At 41.0% G+C, this 17,459-nt stretch carries 21 protein-coding genes; 18 read left to right on the top strand and 3 right to left on the bottom strand.

The features are described from left to right. The first annotated feature begins 12 nt into the window (after positions 1-12). The 6 genes from BuS5_RS12460 to BuS5_RS12440 all read left to right on the top strand — a co-directional run bounded on the left by BuS5_RS12460 (position 13) and on the right by BuS5_RS12440 (position 5,954). The gene (locus BuS5_RS12460; RefSeq protein ID WP_051374672.1) at positions 13-1,476 is read left to right on the top strand and encodes an ATP-binding protein; all 1,464 of its coding nucleotides are present in this window, start codon (positions 13-15) and stop codon (positions 1,474-1,476) included. Positions 1,477-1,505: 29 nt separating this feature from the next. Further along, positions 1,506-1,607 carry a type I restriction-modification enzyme R subunit C-terminal domain-containing protein gene (locus tag BuS5_RS20515; protein WP_198012211.1) on the top strand — a complete coding sequence of 34 codons (102 nt, stop codon included), beginning with the start codon at positions 1,506-1,508 and terminating at the stop codon, positions 1,605-1,607. Further along, on the top strand, positions 1,607-3,127 hold the full coding sequence (locus BuS5_RS12455) for a restriction endonuclease subunit S (RefSeq protein ID WP_051374673.1): 1,521 nt from the start codon (positions 1,607-1,609) through the stop codon (positions 3,125-3,127). The genes BuS5_RS20515 and BuS5_RS12455 overlap by 1 nt, the downstream gene beginning before the upstream one ends. Continuing rightward, complete coding sequence (locus BuS5_RS12450; protein WP_084445764.1) at positions 3,009-4,514, top strand: HsdM family class I SAM-dependent methyltransferase; 1,506 nt, start codon at positions 3,009-3,011, stop codon at positions 4,512-4,514. The genes BuS5_RS12455 and BuS5_RS12450 overlap by 119 nt, the downstream gene beginning before the upstream one ends. A 149-nt stretch (positions 4,515-4,663) precedes the next feature. Continuing rightward, complete coding sequence (locus BuS5_RS20510; protein WP_084445767.1) at positions 4,664-4,918, top strand: DUF2784 family protein; 255 nt, start codon at positions 4,664-4,666, stop codon at positions 4,916-4,918. Positions 4,919-5,258: 340 nt separating this feature from the next. Further along, complete coding sequence (locus BuS5_RS12440; RefSeq protein ID WP_027353511.1) at positions 5,259-5,954, top strand: LolA family protein; 696 nt, start codon at positions 5,259-5,261, stop codon at positions 5,952-5,954. A 106-nt stretch (positions 5,955-6,060) separates the two neighbouring features. Here the strand turns inward: BuS5_RS12440 and BuS5_RS12435 are convergent, their stop codons facing one another. Genes BuS5_RS12435 through radA form a run of 3 tightly spaced genes read right to left on the bottom strand, consistent with a single transcriptional unit; the run spans position 6,061 to position 8,838 of the window. Further along, the gene (locus tag BuS5_RS12435) at positions 6,061-6,795 is read right to left on the bottom strand and encodes a YebC/PmpR family DNA-binding transcriptional regulator (protein WP_027353512.1); all 735 of its coding nucleotides are present in this window, start codon (positions 6,793-6,795) and stop codon (positions 6,061-6,063) included. Positions 6,796-6,845: 50 nt separating this feature from the next. Then, positions 6,846-7,460: an RlmE family RNA methyltransferase gene (locus BuS5_RS12430; protein ID WP_027353513.1), complete on the bottom strand. Its 615-nt coding sequence runs from the start codon at positions 7,458-7,460 to the stop codon at positions 6,846-6,848. 4 nt (positions 7,461-7,464) lie between these two features. Further along, positions 7,465-8,838, bottom strand: a complete 1,374-nt coding sequence (gene radA, locus BuS5_RS12425) for a DNA repair protein RadA (protein WP_027353514.1) — start codon at positions 8,836-8,838, stop codon at positions 7,465-7,467. Positions 8,839-8,953: 115 nt separating this feature from the next. On the opposite strand from radA, the gene BuS5_RS12420 reads away from it, so the two are divergent. From BuS5_RS12420 to BuS5_RS12365, 12 genes are all read left to right on the top strand, one after another. Next, the gene (locus tag BuS5_RS12420) at positions 8,954-9,757 is read left to right on the top strand and encodes a histidinol-phosphatase (RefSeq protein WP_035264847.1); all 804 of its coding nucleotides are present in this window, start codon (positions 8,954-8,956) and stop codon (positions 9,755-9,757) included. Positions 9,758-9,795: 38 nt separating this feature from the next. Further along, entirely contained in the window at positions 9,796-10,689 is an 894-nt protein-coding gene (locus tag BuS5_RS12415) for a lytic murein transglycosylase (RefSeq protein ID WP_035264850.1), read from the top strand. Next, complete coding sequence (locus BuS5_RS12410; protein ID WP_084445770.1) at positions 10,686-10,883, top strand: PLDc N-terminal domain-containing protein; 198 nt, start codon at positions 10,686-10,688, stop codon at positions 10,881-10,883. Before BuS5_RS12415 ends, BuS5_RS12410 begins: the two co-directional genes overlap by 4 nt. A gap of 287 nt (positions 10,884-11,170) precedes the next feature. After that, positions 11,171-11,758 (top strand): ComF family protein, encoded by a 588-nt coding sequence (locus BuS5_RS12405; RefSeq protein WP_198012213.1) that lies wholly within the window; start codon positions 11,171-11,173, stop codon positions 11,756-11,758. Between the two features lie 129 nt (positions 11,759-11,887). After that, entirely contained in the window at positions 11,888-12,667 is a 780-nt protein-coding gene (locus tag BuS5_RS12400; protein WP_027353517.1) for a carbon-nitrogen family hydrolase, read from the top strand. Then, positions 12,651-13,136, top strand: a complete 486-nt coding sequence (rfaE2, locus tag BuS5_RS12395; RefSeq protein ID WP_035264854.1) for a D-glycero-beta-D-manno-heptose 1-phosphate adenylyltransferase — start codon at positions 12,651-12,653, stop codon at positions 13,134-13,136. Before BuS5_RS12400 ends, rfaE2 begins: the two co-directional genes overlap by 17 nt. A gap of 209 nt (positions 13,137-13,345) precedes the next feature. Next, a complete protein-coding gene (pgeF, locus tag BuS5_RS12390; protein WP_051374675.1) occupies positions 13,346-14,113 on the top strand; it encodes a peptidoglycan editing factor PgeF in 768 nt (255 codons plus the stop codon). Positions 14,114-14,222: 109 nt separating this feature from the next. Next, positions 14,223-14,441 carry an AtpZ/AtpI family protein gene (locus BuS5_RS12385; protein ID WP_027353520.1) on the top strand — a complete coding sequence of 73 codons (219 nt, stop codon included), beginning with the start codon at positions 14,223-14,225 and terminating at the stop codon, positions 14,439-14,441. Between the two features lie 18 nt (positions 14,442-14,459). Next, positions 14,460-14,849, top strand: a complete 390-nt coding sequence (locus BuS5_RS12380; RefSeq protein ID WP_027353521.1) for an ATP synthase subunit I — start codon at positions 14,460-14,462, stop codon at positions 14,847-14,849. A 2-nt stretch (positions 14,850-14,851) separates the two neighbouring features. Continuing rightward, positions 14,852-15,541, top strand: a complete 690-nt coding sequence (atpB, locus tag BuS5_RS12375; protein WP_027353522.1) for a F0F1 ATP synthase subunit A — start codon at positions 14,852-14,854, stop codon at positions 15,539-15,541. 80 nt (positions 15,542-15,621) lie between these two features. After that, positions 15,622-15,909, top strand: coding sequence for an ATP synthase F0 subunit C (gene atpE / locus BuS5_RS12370; protein ID WP_027353523.1), 288 nt, complete (start codon positions 15,622-15,624; stop codon positions 15,907-15,909). 179 nt (positions 15,910-16,088) lie between these two features. Continuing rightward, complete coding sequence (locus tag BuS5_RS12365) at positions 16,089-17,180, top strand: tRNA-queuosine alpha-mannosyltransferase domain-containing protein (protein ID WP_027353524.1); 1,092 nt, start codon at positions 16,089-16,091, stop codon at positions 17,178-17,180. The last annotated feature ends 279 nt before the right edge of the window (positions 17,181-17,459 follow it).

Here is a 17,459-nt window from a genome sequence, read left to right as displayed (position 1 = left end):
AAAGGCTGAATCTTGAATTTAACGGAACTGAAACAGCTTGTAAAGCAGGGCGAGTCAGACCGGCTTGAGTTTAAAAAGACCACCGGTCAGCGGACTGCTGCGACAAAAACAGTCTGTGCCATGCTAAACGGTATGGGCGGTTTTGTTTTATTCGGGGTGACTGATAAAGGAGAAATTCCCGGGCAGCAGGTTTCTGCAAAAACACTTGAAAACATGTCAAACGAAATCCGCAACATTGAACCTCCTGCCTTTCCTGACATTGAAACAATTTCTCTGAAATCGGGAAAGGCTGTCATCATTATACATGTTACCGGAAGCAGGGGCCTCTATGCATATTCCGGTCGATCCTATATCAGAAACGGCCCGACAACTATTCAGATGCCTCGCAGTGAATATAATAACCGTTTGATGGAGAAACTCCACGCAACCCGTCGGTGGGAAAACGAACCTGTTGCAAAAGGGATAACCATTGCAGACCTTGACGATGAAGAGATACAGACCCTGGTTGCCAATTCAGTCCGCATCGGGCGCATGGAACCTCCAAAAAATACGGATACAACATCTATTCTTAGAGGTCTTGATCTTATACGGGATGATAAATTGCTAAATGCCGCCGTTGTGTTGTTTGGCCGCGACATATGGTCTTATTATCCGCAATGTGAAATCCGCCTGGCAAGATTCCGGGGGAAAGATCGGTTGGGTGATTTTATTGACAACAGGCAGTATAAAGGAAATGCGTTTTCTTTGCTCAGACGGGCTGAACGTTTTTTGCTGGATCATGTACTCATTGCCGGGCGTGTTATTCCCGGAAAAATGGTCAGGGAAGATAATCCTTGGTATCCGCCGCCTGCAACCCGTGAAGCCATTGCAAACGCTATTTGCCACAGGGACTATACTGAACCGGGTAGTGCTGTTGCTTTGGCCATGCATGATGACAGGCTTGAAATCATCAATCCAGGTGAATTTCATTTTGGCATAACGCCTGAAAAACTGAAAGAACCACATGAATCCAAACCATGGAATCCCTTGATTGCCAATGCATTCTACCGGGCAGGTATTATTGAACGCTGGGGAAGCGGTACAACCAATATCATTGACTGGTGTGAAGAAAATGACAATCCAGTTCCTCGCTGGCAGGAGCGGGCCGGGTCTGTGGTGGTGACGTTTTTTCCGATAACTGACAAAAAGGCCATGGAAGTCGCAGGTGAAGTCACCATGGAAGTCACCATGGAAGTCACCATGGAAGTCGCAAGGCTGCTTCCAGTCTGTCTGCAACCGGAAAGTAGACGTATCCTACAGAAAAGACTGGGGCTACGCAATGCAGATCATTTCAGAAAAGCATATATTTTACCAGCAATAGAAGGCGGCTGGATAGAAATGACGATTCCGGAAAAGCCTCAAAGCCGGCTGCAGAAATATAGACTTACAGCAAAAGGGAAGGCATGGCTGGGTAAGAATGTTGACAAAGGGAAATAAGTTGAAAGAATTATATATCCAGGGGATATGTGCCTTTTTCGCAGGAGGGTGGACTTGGGAAAGTGTATCAGTTGTTTGGGGATGAGTTGAACGATATTTTGGATGAATTCAATGAGGCGTTGGCTGCCTGATGGATAATGATATAAAACAAGTTGATGAAAAATTACCTGATACTTGGGAACTCGTTCCTTTTAAAGAAGTCGTTTCTGTCTTGCCCGATGGTAGTAAGCGTGTAAAAAAAAGAAATTATCTCGAAACTGGAAAAATACCAGTGATTGATCAGGGGCAGGATTATATAGGTGGTTTTACAGATGATGAAAGTATGACTTTTACTGGAGAACTCCCTGTTATACTTTTTGGCGATCATACAAAATCAATAAAATTTGTTAAAAGCCCTTTCGCTGTTGGTGCAGATGGTATAAAAATATTAAAACCAGCATCCAGCTATAACATCAAATTCTTTTTTTACCTGCTCCACTCTTTACAGATACCAGACCGTGGCTATAGTCGACATTTTCAGTTTTTAAAAAAGTTTGATTTACCATTTGCATCGCCAGACGAACAAAAACGCATCGTCGCAGAGATCGAAAAGCAATTTTCCCGCTTAGATGAAGCTGTTGAAAACCTAAAGCGCGTAAAAGCCAACCTCAAGCGATACAAAGCCTCTGTCCTCAAAGCTGCTGTTGAAGGCAAGCTCACAGAAGAATGGAGGGAAAAGCATCCTGATGTTGAACCGGCTGGCAAACTTCTCGAACGTATTTTAGTCGAACGCCGTAAAAAATGGGAAGAAGCGGAATTGGCTAAAATGAAAGCCAAGGGGAAAGTTCCGAAGGATGATAAGTGGAAGAAGAAGTATAAAGAACCTGCAAAGCCTGAGCTTGACGGTTTACCATCGTTGCCAGATAGTTGGATATGGTGCTTGGCAAATACTATTTGTAACAAAATTCAAGATGGAACACATTTTTCACCAAAGAATCAATTTAAATCAAAGAAAAAAGGCTACTTTTTATATATAACAGCGAAAAACATTAAAGTGCCCGGAATTGATCTTACGGATGTTACTTATATAGAAGAAAGGGTGCATAAAAAAATATTTAGTCGATGTAATGTTGAAAAAAATGATGTGTTATTAATTAAAGATGGTGTCAAAACAGGAATTGCAACTGTAAATCAGCTTGAAGAGGAATTCAGTTTGTTATCAAGTGTTGCTTTGCTCAAGCCAATTAATTTCATTTTAAATTCATTGTATCTAAAAAATTATTTAAATAGCCCTTTAGGGTTTAACTTGGTAACAGGGAAGATGACTGGAACAGCTATAAAACGTATAATTTTACAAAAAATAAATGAAACCCCTGTTCCCTTAGCGCCCATTGATGAGCAGAAGGAGATAATTTTTCAAATAGATAAAAGTCTAGGTATTGTTGCTGTAATTGAGATTGAAATTGAAAGGAATTTAAAACGTGCGGACCGTCTCCGCCAATCCATCCTGAAAAAGGCCTTCTCCGGCCAATTGATCCCATCAGCCAATGACTATGAAAGTGGAATCTCTGGGGAAAACGCCGGGGAAAACGCCGGGGAAAACGCGGGTAGAAACGCGGGTAGAAACGCGGGTAGAAAAAACAAAATTAAAAACTCCTCTGCTGTTTCTTAAGATGGCAGATGAGAGGACAAAGCCGCCATATACACAGCCAAGCATAGTGCCGAAAAATCATGACTGGCCCAGCCTGATTAAAAAAGACGGTGATGAGTTATTTGAGCATTACCGGAACATTTTAAGAAATCTGGGTAAAGAAAAAGGCCTGCTTGGGCTGATCTTCATGAAATCCCAGAACAAGTTTCAGGACCCGGCTAAACTTCGGCGGTTGATTGTTGACTTGATTAATAATGAAAACTGGTCTGTGATGAGTGCTGATGTCAAGGGCGATGCATACGAAGGACTTCTGGAAAAAAATGCCCAGGATACAAAAACAGGAGCAGGTCAGTATTTTACCCCCCGCCCGCTTATTCGCGCAATGGTTGATGTAATAGATGCGCAGCCCGGCGAAACCATTTGCGATCCTGCCTGCGGAACCGGTGGTTTTATCCTTGCTGCCCATGATTATATTGTTGATCGAAACAAAAATATGTCTAAGGCAGACAAGAAGAATCTTAAAAACAAAACATTCAAAGGATGGGAACTGGTTCAAAGCACTGCCCGCCTTTGTGCCATGAATCTTATGCTTCATGGAATAGGCAGTGATGAAGATCTTCCAATACTGGTATCAGATTCCCTTGCTGCAGATCCCGGCGACCGGTTTAATATTGTTCTTACTAATCCGCCATTTGGAAAAAAAAGCAGCACGACAATTGTTAACGGCAAAGGTCAAATTTCTAAGGAAAAAGATATTATTGAAAGAGAAGACTTCTGGTCCACAACTTCAAATAAACAGCTCAACTTTGTCCAGCATGTAAAAACCCTTCTCAAACAAAACGGCCGCGCGGCCGTTGTTGTTCCGGACAATGTGCTTTTTGAAGGCGGTGCAGGAGAAAATATCCGCAGAAAACTCCTGCACGAATGCGAGGTCCACACGCTTCTTCGCCTGCCGACAGGCCTGTTCTATGCCCAGGGCGTAAAAGCAAACGTTATCTTTTTCGACCGCAAAGCCGCATCTGAAAAGCCCTGGACAAAAAAGCTCTGGATATACGATCTTCGCACAAACATACACTTTACTCTCAAAACCAATCCCTTAAAGCGCAAAGACCTCGATGAATTTGTAACATGCTATAATCCAAAAAACAGAAACAAACGCAAACCCACATGGACTGAGAAGAAACCTGACGGCAGATGGCGGGCATTCGAATACGATGAACTCATAAACCGGGACAAAGCCGGCCTCGATATTTTCTGGCTCAAGGACGAAAGCCTTGAAGATTCCGAAAACCTTCCTGATCCCGGCATCCTCGCCCAGGAAATAGTCGAAGACCTTGAAGCTGCCCTTGAGCAGTTTCGTTTGATAGCAAATGATCTTGAAAACGGTTATGAGGAGGTGGCTTCTTAAACAATGCCTTGGGGCAGTGGTGGGTTAATGCTTTTGAATAATGCTACAGTAAATAAGGTTAAGTTATTCTTTGATATTCAATTTCCTGCGGGCAGGGACAATGCCTATTGTTTTCACCGTGTATTTGGTTTTCGTAGGGGCAATCCCTTGTGGTTGCCCGATACTGCTGCCCTTTTACGGACTGGCATTGGGAGGTCAAGCGTGAGCTCGGAGAAACTAACTTGCCTAATTCATACGTCAAGTACTATGCAGATAAACTAACAGAATTTACATGGGATCCTTCGGTAGTGGACGCGGCAGTCTTGATTCTGGGTCTCTTGGCATTTATTCTGTCATGTTGGCTCAACTTGCAGGACTATAATTCTCATAGATATGCACGGCACTACGATTCATCGTTGAAGTGATATCGCAATATATCGTATAATTCTTAGGATTGTAGGGATAGGGGATGTTATGTTTTATATTTAACGAGCTATTTTTTTAGTATGCCTTGATCTTGAACAAAAATAAAAAATCAAAGGAATAAACTTGATTTTTTAGAGTATCAGGATAAAATCAATACCAAAAAGAGTTCCTTAAGGAGCTATAGATTGTCACATAATAAATTTCACAAGGCCAGAGGGAGGAAGGCGTATTGTAATACTCCGACGACCGATAACGTAGTGAAATTATTTATGTGAGAATCTATATTAACAGTAATCTTTTCGAGGAGCTATAGCTTTTAAAAGAATTCCGTGAAATATTATGCGAATACAAATAGCCTTATTATCTGTTTTGATCTTATTGCATGCCGGGTTTGCCTTAAGCACCGACCAGGCACAAAAGACGGTTGCTTTAAAAGAAGATGTTCCTTTTACTCTCGACCATATTATGGAAAGGATTGAAAACCGGTATAACAATATGGGCTTTTCAGCTGACTTTATCCAGGAATCGACCTTAAAAGCTCTGGATATAACCGATTCCGCAACTGGCAATATGATGGTTAAATATCCCGGAATGATGCGCTGGGAATATGAAAAACCTGATAAACAGATTATTGTTACGGACGGTAAATCTCTTTGGGTTCATCGTCCCGAAGACAATCAGGTAATGATAGGAGCAGCTCCTGTTTTTTTTGGAGAAGGAAAAGGAGCGGGTTTTTTGTCGGATATGACTGTTTTAAGAAAAAAATTTAATATCAGCCTGGAAAAGACTGCACCGGATGGCTTGATTGAACTTAAACTCATACCCAAGAAAAAAGCATTTGATATATCTGCAATTTATCTTTTTATTTCAAAAAAGACTTTTGTTATTACTGAAATAGTTACCTGTAATACCTATGATGATAAAACCAGTATAAAATTATATAATATAGAATTTACAAAAGATATGGATAGTGCGGAGTTTGCTTTTGCACTACCTGAAGATGTAGATATACTGCAATTAGACGAATCGCCTTAGGGATGGGGACGAAGGAACTCCCATGAAATAAATATCACATTTATTTCATGGGAGTTCCCTGGTTTAAATTTTTGCATTTTCAGGGGCTGCCGAATTTATTGAAAAGTTACACAAGATCATCCGGAATATCGGCATTGGTATGGACCTTCTGCACATCATCACAGTCTTCCAGGTTATCCATCAACCTTATCATCTGTTCAGCTTCCTTCCCCTTAAGATCTATTGTGTTTTGGGGCAGCATGGTGATCTCCGCTGCAATGTATTCGATTGCCGCACTCTCCATGGCGGTCTTGACTGCTTCAAAGTCCCTGGGGTCAGTTAGAATTTCAAAGTTATCGCCATCATCGCGCACATCTTCCGCACCTGCGTCAATGGCGGTATCCATCAGGGTATCTTCGTCAACCACTTTTTTTTCCACAACAATATATCCCTTGGTATCAAACATCCATGCCACGCAGCCGTTTTCGCCCAGATTTCCGCCGCCTTTATTAAAGATACTTCTTATGTCCGCCACAGCCCTGTTTTTATTGTCGGTTAAAGATTCTATAAAAACCGCCGCTCCTCCCGGGCCGTAACCTTCGTAAGCTGTTTCTTCATAATTAACACCTTCCAGTTCACCGGTCCCTTTTTTTATGGCCCTTTCAATGTTATCCTTAGGCATATTTTCATTTTTAGCAGCCGCTATGGCTGTCCTAAGCCTCGGATTTGCGTCGGCATCGCCGCCACCCATACGAGCTGCGACAGTTATCTCCTTGATCAGTCTTGTGAAAATTTTACCTCGCTTTGCATCCGCAGCGCCCTTTTTATGTTTTATAGTAGACCATTTACTATGTCCCGACATTCCAATCTCCTTTTATGAGGCCTTTGCGAAACGCTATCTTTTATCCGTTTTCAAAGGTCTTTTTTTGTCAAAAAATCCGATCCGATTATATAAATCTCTCTGCTTGCTTTTCGGCTGCTTTGAGGTTTAAAAATATTTATTTTATGAAAATTCTTTCTTACCAGATTTAAAAAAAAATTAAAATCCTCTCCCTGAAATATTTTACATACAAAAGTTCCACCAGGTTTCAATCTTTTTTGCGCGCACTCAAGAGCGGCCATGGCAAGATTAAAAGATCTGGTATTGTCCAGGTGCTTATTACCCGCTGTGGAAGGAGCCATATCGCTAAGCACTACATTAAATTGCTTTTTCTCATTAAAAAAAGAATTATTTTCCGCTAACATATCAGCGGTATGGACTGTAACATGAGCAGGCAGATTGCATATAACCGGCTCTAAGTCGATTCCCGCCACACTACCCGTGCGGCCTGTTAATTCAGCTACGTAGATCAGCCATGAGCCGGGTGCGCAGCCAAGATCAAGTACGGAATCATTTTTTTTGATAACCCTGAATTTTTTCTGGATTTCTTGAAGCTTATAAACAGACCGTGCCGGATATTTATCTTTTTTCGCTTTGCGAGTATAATGATCTTCCCACCTGTTTTTTTTTGATGCCGGTCGTTTCATAGGTTTAAAACAAGACCTCCGCTGCATCGGATATTGTTTTGATACCTATAAGTTCCATACCCTTGTTTACAGCTATGCGTTTCAGATTGCTTTGGGGTACAAGACATCTTGAAAAACCCATTTTTTCCGCTTCCGATATTCGTATATCAATATTACTTATCGCTCTGATTTCACCGGTCAAACCGACTTCGCCGACTACAACGGTTCTCTCTAAAATCGGCCTGTCCAGGAAACTCGATACCACAGCAGAGACTATGCCGAGATCAATTGCAGGTTCATCTATTTTGACACCTCCAGCAACATTCATGAATATATCCTGCCCCATCATATGCATGTTCAGCTTTTTTTCAATTACAGCAAGAAGAAGAGCAACGCGATTCTGATCTATTCCTAATATTGTCCTGCGTGGAGTCCCGAAACTGGTATTACCTGCCAGAGCCTGGATTTCGACCAGGATCGGCCTTGAACCTTCCATGCTGGCCGTAACTATGGAACCGGGTGTCTTTTCCGGGCACTCGGCCAGAAATACCGCCGAAGGATTTAAAACCTCGACCAGCCCGTTTTCATTCATTTCAAAGACACCGATTTCATTGGTAGAACCAAAGCGGTTCTTGACGGCCCGCAAAATTCTGAAAACATGATTCCGGTCACCTTCAAAATAAAGAACCGTATCGACCATATGCTCAAGCAGCCGCGGGCCTGCTATGGCTCCGTCCTTGGTTACATGACCTATGAGGAATACAGGCACGTCAGTCTTTTTTGCAGTAAGCATAATCTGCATGGTCGACTCTCGAACCTGGCTGACGCTTCCCGGAGCAGAGGTTATATCAGGGCTGAACATTGTCTGGATGGAATCAATAACCAGAACATCCGGTTTTATAGAGTCGAGCATTGCAAGGATAGCCCCGATATCTATCTCTGATACTACCAGCAAATTGGATGACAACGATGATAATCGCTTGCTCCTGATCCTGATTTGCATGATCGACTCTTCACCTGAAACATATAAAACCTTACGCCCGCTTTTTGCAATACCATGCAGTGCCTGAAGCATGAGAGTCGATTTTCCTATGCCGGGATCGCCGCCGAGCAGCACAAGACTGCCGGATACAAGTCCGCCCCCCAGTACCCGGTCGAATTCTGCTAAACCGGTAGACAGGCGGTGCTGATCTTCAATATCTATTGAATCTATGGGCACAGGTTGTGCGTGGAGATTAGGCTTGGGCAGATTCCTGTTTCCGGAATGAATAGATGGGAATGAGCGGGTTTTTTCTATTAATGTATCCCATTTTCCGCAATCCGGGCATTTTCCAAGCCATTTTGAAGTCTGATATCCGCATGACCGGCAGGAAAATATTATATTAATCTTTTTTTTCACGCTTAACCATTGTAAAAGATAAAATAAGTTTTTTGTTAAAATTTGGTATAGTACATACCATGTCATTTAATTGGTATCAAGAAAAGCATCCTTTCAAATTTTTTTTTGGTTTAATATGATAGATTATCATGTTCACACAATGCTTTGTAACCATGCAACCGGTTCAATGCCGGAGTATATACACCAGGCCATAGCTATAGGTTTAAAAGAGATTTGTTTCCTGGATCACCTGACTATTAATCCATTAGGAAAATTTCTTTCCATGACGCCGGATGAAGTGCCTGTATATTATAATGCTATTCAAATGCTTAAACAGAAGTATAAGGGGATTATAAAGATCAAGTCCGGTCTTGAGATCGATTTCAATCCTGATGATGTAAATCTTGTTGAAGATATCCTTGGCACCTATTCTTTCGATCTGATAGGAAGTTCACTTCATTTTATAGATGATATTAATATTGTCAGCAGCAGTTCTCCCTGGAAAAAAGGAAAAGAGAACACCGACTCTGTTTTTTCTCTTTACTTCGAACGTCTATCTGAAATGATGGAGTATGATTATTTTGATGTTGTCTGTCATTTTGACATGATAAAAAAATTCGGTCGCAAGTCTTATAAAAAATATGATAAAGAAATTGAACGTATATTATCTGTAATGAAAAAAAAAGGTATTGTGATGGAGATTAATACAAGTGGATTAAACCATCCGGTGATGGAAATATATCCTAATAAAGAGATCCTTAAAGAATGCAGTATAAAAGGAATCCCCGTTACTATCGGGTCAGATGCCCATAGGCCTGAACAGGTTGGCCGGCACTTTGACAAGGCTTTCGATCTTATTGTTTCCGCCGGATACAGTCATGTTACAGTTTTTTCAGAACGCTTCGCCGGAACGATTGCAATAGACCGGATCCATCCGTAAACCGGGCTTACAACCACTTTTGAATAAGGAGCCGGATAATGTTTAAAATAAAAAATTTGCGCAACTATCTCCGAATTCTTTTTGTTTATGCAGCTGTTTTTATTTTTGTTCCCATGCTTGTTTATGCAAAAACAATCAAAGATAAAACAAAAAGTTTTGATTCCCTTGAAAAAAGACTTGTAGATGATGGTTTTGACAAAAAAAATATTGCCGGTATTTATAATAACAAAAGTGTACGTTTTGATTTAAAAAGTGTTTCACTATTTTTCATGCATAATGAAGCGAATCTGAATTATAATGCTTTTTCAGCAAAGAAATATATGAAACGGGCAGAAAAGTATAAGCAGCAACATCTTAATGCTTTGAATGGCGCTGAAAAAGAATTTGGTGTTGATAAAAATATTATCACTTCAATTATTCTTGTAGAAACAAAATTCGGCACCAATACCGGGAAGAGTTCCGTTATAAACACACTATCTACAATGGCGTCTCTATCTGATAGGGAAGCGCGGGATCTGTTATGGATGAGTATTCCGGCAGAGAGGAGATTGACCCGTGAGAAGTTTAAAAAAAAATCTATAAAAAAATCCGGGTGGGCCTATGGTGAGTTAAAGGCTTTTATCAAATACACATCAAGGGAAAATATCAGGCCTGATAAAATTTTCGGTTCCTACGCAGGAGCAGTAGGGATCGCCCAATTTATGCCCAGCAACATTATATCCCTGGCTGTCGACGGAAATAATGACGGGAAAGTGGATCTATTTAATCATGCTGATGCCATTTTCAGCATTGCAAACTACCTTAAGCATCATGGATGGTATCCCGATATAAACGAGAAAAATGCATTTAAAGTTATTTATAGATATAACCACAGCAATTATTATGTTAATACGATTTTAAAAATAGCCAACAGTTTGAAAGAGGAGAAATGAACCCAAAAGAAATTCTGTTTTTTATTTGTTTATGCATTCCCTTTTTCCTTTTAACAGTATGGGCTGTTGTAAATGCAGCCCAAAAAGAATTCGGCAGTTTAAAGAAAAAAGTTCTATGGATGGTTATTGCTTCCATTCCTTTTATCGGGTTTATGATTTATTTAGCCTTCGGGTTCAGGAAAGGGAAAAAATAAAAATAAATCAAACAGAACAAAAAATTAATCATAAAAATCTGCTGCTTTATCTGGGCAGAGGCATAATAAGTGCTGTTTTTCCTTATAAATGTCCGGCATGCGGATCATTCTTTAAACCTGATAATTATGCTGCAATGAACAGCATCAATAATACCGTTACCCGCGACTCAATATTGTCCGCACCCTCACAATTATCCTTTAAACTGTTAATGGATCGATTTTTGTGCCCATCCTGCTCACGGGATTTTTTGCCTGTTGAATCCCCAGTTTGCTCCAAATGTGGAATTATGTTTAAGAGTCGGGAGGCGGATGACCATATTTGCGGCGAGTGTTTCGATTCTCCAAAACATTATGGAAAGGCGCGTTCTTCAGGAATATATGAAAGAGCGCTTATGGAGGTGATCCACGCCTTGAAATATAGAGGCCGGATCGAGTTCGCGCGTCCCCTGGGGCTGCTCCTTTTTTCTACCTTTATCAGTCATTGGGATCCCCAGGAGATCGACTTGATTCTGCCTGTGCCGCTGCATATAACAAGGTTCAGAAAACGAGGTTTTAACCAGGCCTTTCTTTTAATCAGAAAATGGCCTGGGATTGCAAAAAATCTGGGATTTATGTTATCAGACAGACAGATTAACAGGGATGCCCTTGTGAGGAGCAGGAATACCGGACAGCAAACCGGTCTTGATCGTACAAGCAGGAAGAAAAATATTAAAAATGCTTTCAGTTTAAACAGGCCTGCATTAATAAACGGAAAAAGAATACTCTTGGTGGATGATGTTTATACAACAGGCGCCACAGTAGATGAGTGCGCGCGAATACTCTTGCACGGCGGGGCAAAAAATGTTGATGTGTTGACCCTGGCTCACACGATTTAATCTCCGTTCCTATAGACCGTCAGATAAATAATTTCACAAGGCCAGAGGGAGGAAGGCGTATTGTAATACTCCAACGACCGATAACGCAGTGAAATTATTTATGTGGCGGTCTATAACTTGAGGTAAAATATGTTAAAAGCAGGATTAGTGCAGATGGATGTAAAATTTGCTGATGTGGAATCAAACCTGGCGGCGGCTGTCGACGGAATAGGCCGCCTTGCAGACCTGGGCGTTGAAATTATTCTTCTTCCCGAACTCTGGTCCAGCGGGTTTGACAATCAAAAACTGATTACCCATGCGAAACAGACCCCTGCAATAATAGAAAGGCTGCGAGAAAAGGCTGAAGATGATAATATCATCATAGCCGGATCACTTCCGGAATTATCCGGTGATAGAATCTACAACACCCTCTACCTCATTGACAAAAATGGGGATATTGCCGCTGCATACAGAAAAATCCACCTTTTCACCCTAACAGGAGAAAACAAATATTTTGCCGCAGGCAACAAGGCGGTTGTCGCAAAGACTTCTATCGGGCCGGTGGGACTGATGACCTGCTATGATTTAAGATTTCCGGAACTATGCCGGTCGCTGGCCTTGCAGGGAGCTCGTATTGTACTTGTTTCAGCGGAATGGCCTCTTGCGCGTATAGATCACTGGAATATCCTGCTTAAGGCCAGAGCTGTTGAAAACCAGATTTTCATTATAGCGGCTAACATGTGCGGCCGGGACCCGGATTTGGTGTACGGCGGCTGCTCACAGATTGTGTCACCCCAGGGAGTGGTACTCGCAAAAGCCGAAAACAAAGCCCGCCGGCTGAGTGCTGAAATAGATATGAATGAACTTGCAGAATTCCGCAAGCGGATTCCCTGTTTAAAAGAGAGAGTTCCCGATGCATATTTTAGATAAAATCATAAAATCCGATGATATTTCCTCAAAGATACAACCACTTAGAAAAAATGGAAAAAGAATCGTATTTACCAACGGATGTTTTGACATACTGCACGCCGGCCATGTCAGGTATCTCGCTGCCGCCGGGGCGGAAGGTGATATTCTAATTGTGGGCCTTAATTCAGATAAATCCGTAAAATTGATCAAGGGTAATAAAAGGCCTATAATCAGCCAGGCTCAGAGGGCGGAAGTGCTTGCAGCGCTTGAACCGATCAATTATGTTATAATCTTTAATGAACCCGACCCATTTAAGCTGATTTGCAGGATAAAGCCGGATGTGCTTGTAAAAGGCGCCGACTGGGAAGAGAAGGATATTATCGGCGCTGATATCGTCAAAAAAAATGGGGGCAGAATTGTCAGGGTGGATATTGTGCAGCAGATTTCAACATCTGATATTATTCAAAGAATTATGGATACTATGGGGTGAGTTGTAACTATTGCCCATCCATAAATGGCTATTTTGCTCGATATCTGCGTTGCGCTAAAATTTTAATCCTCGAAATACTCAATGTATTCCTGTGGTTAAAATTTTAGAGCGCCTTGATCTCGAACAAACTATCCTATTTATGTATTAACACTAACTATCTTATTTTTAACGTAATAATATACTAAGACTAAACATTACCAGTAAAATATATGGATTTGATCGAAAAAAACGGTGTTCCGATCTTTATATTTCCTGGGCTTGCATGCTTTGATGGTGTAAGACACGGGATTTTCACAAGAAAGGGAGGCCGCAGTAAAAGCCCTTTTAACAGTCTTAATATTAGTTTTTCTGTGGGCGACAATACTTCAGATGTTAAATCAAACAGGGCAATTATTTCAGAATCACTTGGGGCTGAAAACTTTGTATTTCTCAGACAGATCCACGGGGATAAAATCATTACACTCTCCAGGAGATCAGATTTTAATATCAATACTAAAACTCCCTTTAGCGGGGACGCCGTGATCACCGATATTAAAAAAAAATTCCTTGTAATTCAGACCGCAGACTGCCAGTCAATCCTTATCTATGATCCGGTCAGGCAGGTTGTGGCAAATGTTCATTCCGGCTGGCAGGGGAGTTTAAAAAATATTGCCGGCCGCGTTATAAAAAAAATGAACCAAAGTTTTCGTTGCAGACCCTCTGATGCAATTGTATGTATAGGTCATTCACTGGGCCCATGCTGTGCGGAATTTATTAATTACAAAAAGGAAATCCATAAAGCATATTGGAAATACGGGGACAGGCTTAATCATTTCAACTTCTGGTCAATCAGCGTCGATCAGCTTGCGGCCGAAGGGGTTTTGCGGAAAAATATTTTTTCAAGCAATACCTGTACAAAATGCAGGCCGGATCTATTCTTTTCCTATCGAAAAGAGACCGTTACAGGAAGGTTTGCGTCGATCATAGCTCTAATTTAGCGTTTAGCGCCGGTTTTTATTTTTGGTATTCCTTAAGTTTTATATTGATTAGTTCAATACATCATGATAATAAATTATGAATAATGAGTTCATTTAATTTAACTTTTCCATGAAAAGAGAGACAAGACGCTATTTAAAAGATCTGGCATACTACAGTAGTATTGGACTCTCGGTTGCTCTTTCGGTTTTTATAGGGCTTGCCATGGGGTTGTATCTTGACAAGTGTTTTAACACAGCGCCCGTATTCATGTTTATATTCCTTGGACTCGGTATTGTAGCGGGATTTAGAAATATCGGTCTTGCGATTAAAAAAAGCAGAAAATTTTAATTATATATACAGTTTTGAATGAATAATAAACAGCTCAGTATTGTAAAATTTGTTACACTCTCCAACTGGATAATATTTTGTATATTCGGAGCGGCCGGGTTCGTGGTTTTTCCACCCGATTTTGCATTTGGTATCATATTGGGTGGACTTATTGTTACAATTAACTTCCACTTGCTTGCCAAAACACTCAAAAAAGCCTTTATTCCCCCGAAGATAGCTTCTCATAATGTAATTTTGGCAAAGTACTATATAAGGTTTGTTATCAGCGGGTTAATCATATTTTTACTTATTGTAAATCACTGTGTCAATCCGCTGGGTCTATTGATAGGACTCTCTGTTGTGGTGGTCAGCATATTTCTTGCAACCCTGCGTGAACTTAAAAATTTTATTATTAAGGAGGCTGTTTAAACATGGAACACCCCTATCTGTTTTTTGTAAAACTTTTTGAATTAATAGGTCTTGGTCATTTCGCACACACATATCCGCATGTTATTTATTCATGGGTAATAATGATACTCCTTATCGGTTGTAGTGCAATGGCGACCAAAAAAATAACAATAATCCCGTCAGGAGCACAAAATTTTTTCGAAGTGCTTATTTCAGGCATGGAAGAATTTATGGTGGATATTACCGGTGAAGAGGGCCGCTGGCTTGTGCCGTTGACGGCAACTGTTTTTATTTATGTTGCCGTATGCAATCTGATAGGCCTTGTACCAGGGTTCCTGCCCCCGTCAGCCAATCTTAACACCACAGCTTCCGTAGCCCTGGTTGTCGTTGTTTTTACACATGTTATCGGCATTAAATATCATGGGATAAAGTATATAAAACATTTCCTCGGCCCGGTATGGTGGATGAGTCCTTTAATATTTCTTATAGAAATTATCGGTCATCTTGCGCGCATCCTTTCTCTTTCTTTCAGGCTATTTGGGAATATGATGGGGCATGAAATTGTTCTGTTTATACTCTTCGGGCTTGCGGGAGTTTTTTTTGCTCCCCTGCCGATAATGGCACTTGGTATTTTCGTGGCCCTCGTACAGGCGTTTGTTTTCTTTTTGCTTGCAATTATATATTTTACAGGCGCACTCGAGCATGCACATTAAGAATTTACAATCTGCTTCAAAATTTAATGGGAAATGGAAGAAGCGGAATAATATAATTATTTATAAGGAGGTTTAGTTTTATGGAGGCAGCTTCATTACAATTTTTTATTGCTTGTGTTACAGCAGCAGGTTTTGGCATAGGAATCGCAGCTTTCGGTTGTGGTATCGGACAGGGTATGGGTTTAAAGGGCGCTGTCGAAGGTATTGCCAGAAATCCGGAATCATCCGGTAAAGTAACCGTAACATTGCTGATCGGTCTGGCTATGATCGAGTCTCTATCTATCTATGCACTGGTTGTTTCTCTTATTCTTATATATGCGCATCCCCAGGCAGGCGCAATTGCAGCTCTCTTTGGCGCTGGTCATTAAGAATTAAGACAAAGTATATTAATAATAAAAAAGGAATGAGTAGTTTTTGTTCATTCCTTTTTTATTTTTAAGGAACGGGGACGAAATAATTTCCACAAACAGGTGTACAGCTTCAGCCAATTTTTCATGCTTTCCTCAATAAATTTTAGATTATTCAGTCTGGTTTGGTTTTTTATAATATGAGGTTTCTTTTCATAGAACCTTTTTTTGGCGGATCCCACAGGGATTTTGCAGAAGGCCTGATTGCGCACTCCTGCCATCAGATAGATCTTTACACTTTGCCTGCCCGTTTCTGGAAATGGCGAATGCGGGGAGCGGCCTTATATTTTGCAGAAAAAATAACTTCACCTACCGATTATGACGGGCTCATAACAACCAATCTTATGAGCCTGTCTGATTTAAAAATGCTCTGGGGAGCAGCATGCCCCCCTGTCCTGGTCTACTTCCATGAAAATCAGATTACTTATCCCCTTGCCGCCGGAGAGCATAGGGATTTTCAGTTCGGCTTTACAGATATTACCACAGCACTGGCCGCCCAAAAAATTTTGTTCAATTCCCACACCCATATGAATGCTTTTTTTGAAGCCCTGCCCGGTTTTATAAGAACGATGCCGGAATACAAGCCCATGTGGGTGGTGGACGCCATAAAGGCCAAAGCGGAGGTGTTGTATCCGGGATGCCGTTTTTATCAAAAAAGAAATAGAATAACCAGCCAATCTCCTTTGGCTCCCCTCGTCATCTGGAATCACCGCTGGGAATTCGATAAAAATCCGGAAGACTTTTTCGACGCGTTAGCGGAAGTGGAGAAGCTGGGGTTTGATTTCCGCATCGCCCTGCTTGGAGAGAATTTTCAAAAAGTCCCCAAGGCTTTTATCGATGCCAAAGCACGTTTTGGGAACAAAATTATACAATATGGTTATATCAAATCAAAAAAAGAATACGTCAGTATCCTGTCCCAGGGTCAAATAGTAATAAGCACCTCCAACAATGAAAATTTCGGTATATCAGTGATAGAGGCAATCCGTTACGGATGCATACCCCTGCTTCCCGCCAGACTTGCATATCATGAAGTTTTACCAAAACAATTTTATAAAGATTTCCTGTACCTGGATCAACGGGATTTGATTGAAAAACTCACCTTTATCATTCTGAATATCAACGAGTTGCAAGATATACAAATAAAAATCTCCGAGGCCATGGGCCGCTTTGCATGGGAAAGCATGATCAAAAAATATGATCATGCTTTGGAAAGACTATCTTACATGTTATGAAGATTTTTCTCTTTACCCTGAAGATTTGCTAAACAGTAAATAAAATCCATTCCCGGTTAGGAGGAAAGAAATCGATAAACCAGACGGAGGCGTGCGCTTGCTTGGCATTCCAACGGTTTTGGACAGATTTATTCAACAGACAACAGCTCAGATCGTAGAACAGATATGGGATCCGTGATCAGCAATTTAATGTTGGATGCTGTTATATATACAAAGTGTTGCTGGTTTTTGGTTGGTCAAAACACCATTACGGCAAACGTCACAGAAGTAAACTAAAGA

Origin of the sequence: Desulfosarcina sp. BuS5, assembly GCF_028752835.1 — a bacterium.
Lineage (GTDB): Bacteria > Desulfobacterota > Desulfobacteria > Desulfobacterales > BuS5 > BuS5.
The sequence above is the reverse complement of the archived record's forward strand: the minus strand, read 5'-3'. Positions and strand labels throughout refer to the sequence as shown.

Coding starts and splice junctions, on each gene's coding strand:
- BuS5_RS12380 (WP_027353521.1), top strand. CDS start 14,460: ATGAATAATAAACAGCTCAGTATTGTAAAATTTGTTACACTCTCCAAC.
- atpB (WP_027353522.1), top strand. CDS start 14,852: ATGGAACACCCCTATCTGTTTTTTGTAAAACTTTTTGAATTAATAGGT.
- BuS5_RS12455 (WP_051374673.1), top strand. CDS start 1,607: ATGGATAATGATATAAAACAAGTTGATGAAAAATTACCTGATACTTGG.
- BuS5_RS12405 (WP_198012213.1), top strand. CDS start 11,171: ATGTTTAAGAGTCGGGAGGCGGATGACCATATTTGCGGCGAGTGTTTC.
- BuS5_RS12440 (WP_027353511.1), top strand. CDS start 5,259: ATGCGAATACAAATAGCCTTATTATCTGTTTTGATCTTATTGCATGCC.
- BuS5_RS12385 (WP_027353520.1), top strand. CDS start 14,223: ATGAAAAGAGAGACAAGACGCTATTTAAAAGATCTGGCATACTACAGT.
- BuS5_RS12450 (WP_084445764.1), top strand. CDS start 3,009: ATGAAAGTGGAATCTCTGGGGAAAACGCCGGGGAAAACGCCGGGGAAA.
- rfaE2 (WP_035264854.1), top strand. CDS start 12,651: ATGCATATTTTAGATAAAATCATAAAATCCGATGATATTTCCTCAAAG.
- BuS5_RS12430 (WP_027353513.1), bottom strand. CDS start 7,460: ATGAAACGACCGGCATCAAAAAAAAACAGGTGGGAAGATCATTATACT.
- BuS5_RS12415 (WP_035264850.1), top strand. CDS start 9,796: ATGTTTAAAATAAAAAATTTGCGCAACTATCTCCGAATTCTTTTTGTT.
- BuS5_RS12400 (WP_027353517.1), top strand. CDS start 11,888: ATGTTAAAAGCAGGATTAGTGCAGATGGATGTAAAATTTGCTGATGTG.
- BuS5_RS12365 (WP_027353524.1), top strand. CDS start 16,089: ATGAGGTTTCTTTTCATAGAACCTTTTTTTGGCGGATCCCACAGGGAT.
- pgeF (WP_051374675.1), top strand. CDS start 13,346: ATGGATTTGATCGAAAAAAACGGTGTTCCGATCTTTATATTTCCTGGG.
- atpE (WP_027353523.1), top strand. CDS start 15,622: ATGGAGGCAGCTTCATTACAATTTTTTATTGCTTGTGTTACAGCAGCA.
- BuS5_RS12435 (WP_027353512.1), bottom strand. CDS start 6,795: ATGTCGGGACATAGTAAATGGTCTACTATAAAACATAAAAAGGGCGCT.
- BuS5_RS12410 (WP_084445770.1), top strand. CDS start 10,686: ATGAACCCAAAAGAAATTCTGTTTTTTATTTGTTTATGCATTCCCTTT.
- BuS5_RS12420 (WP_035264847.1), top strand. CDS start 8,954: ATGATAGATTATCATGTTCACACAATGCTTTGTAACCATGCAACCGGT.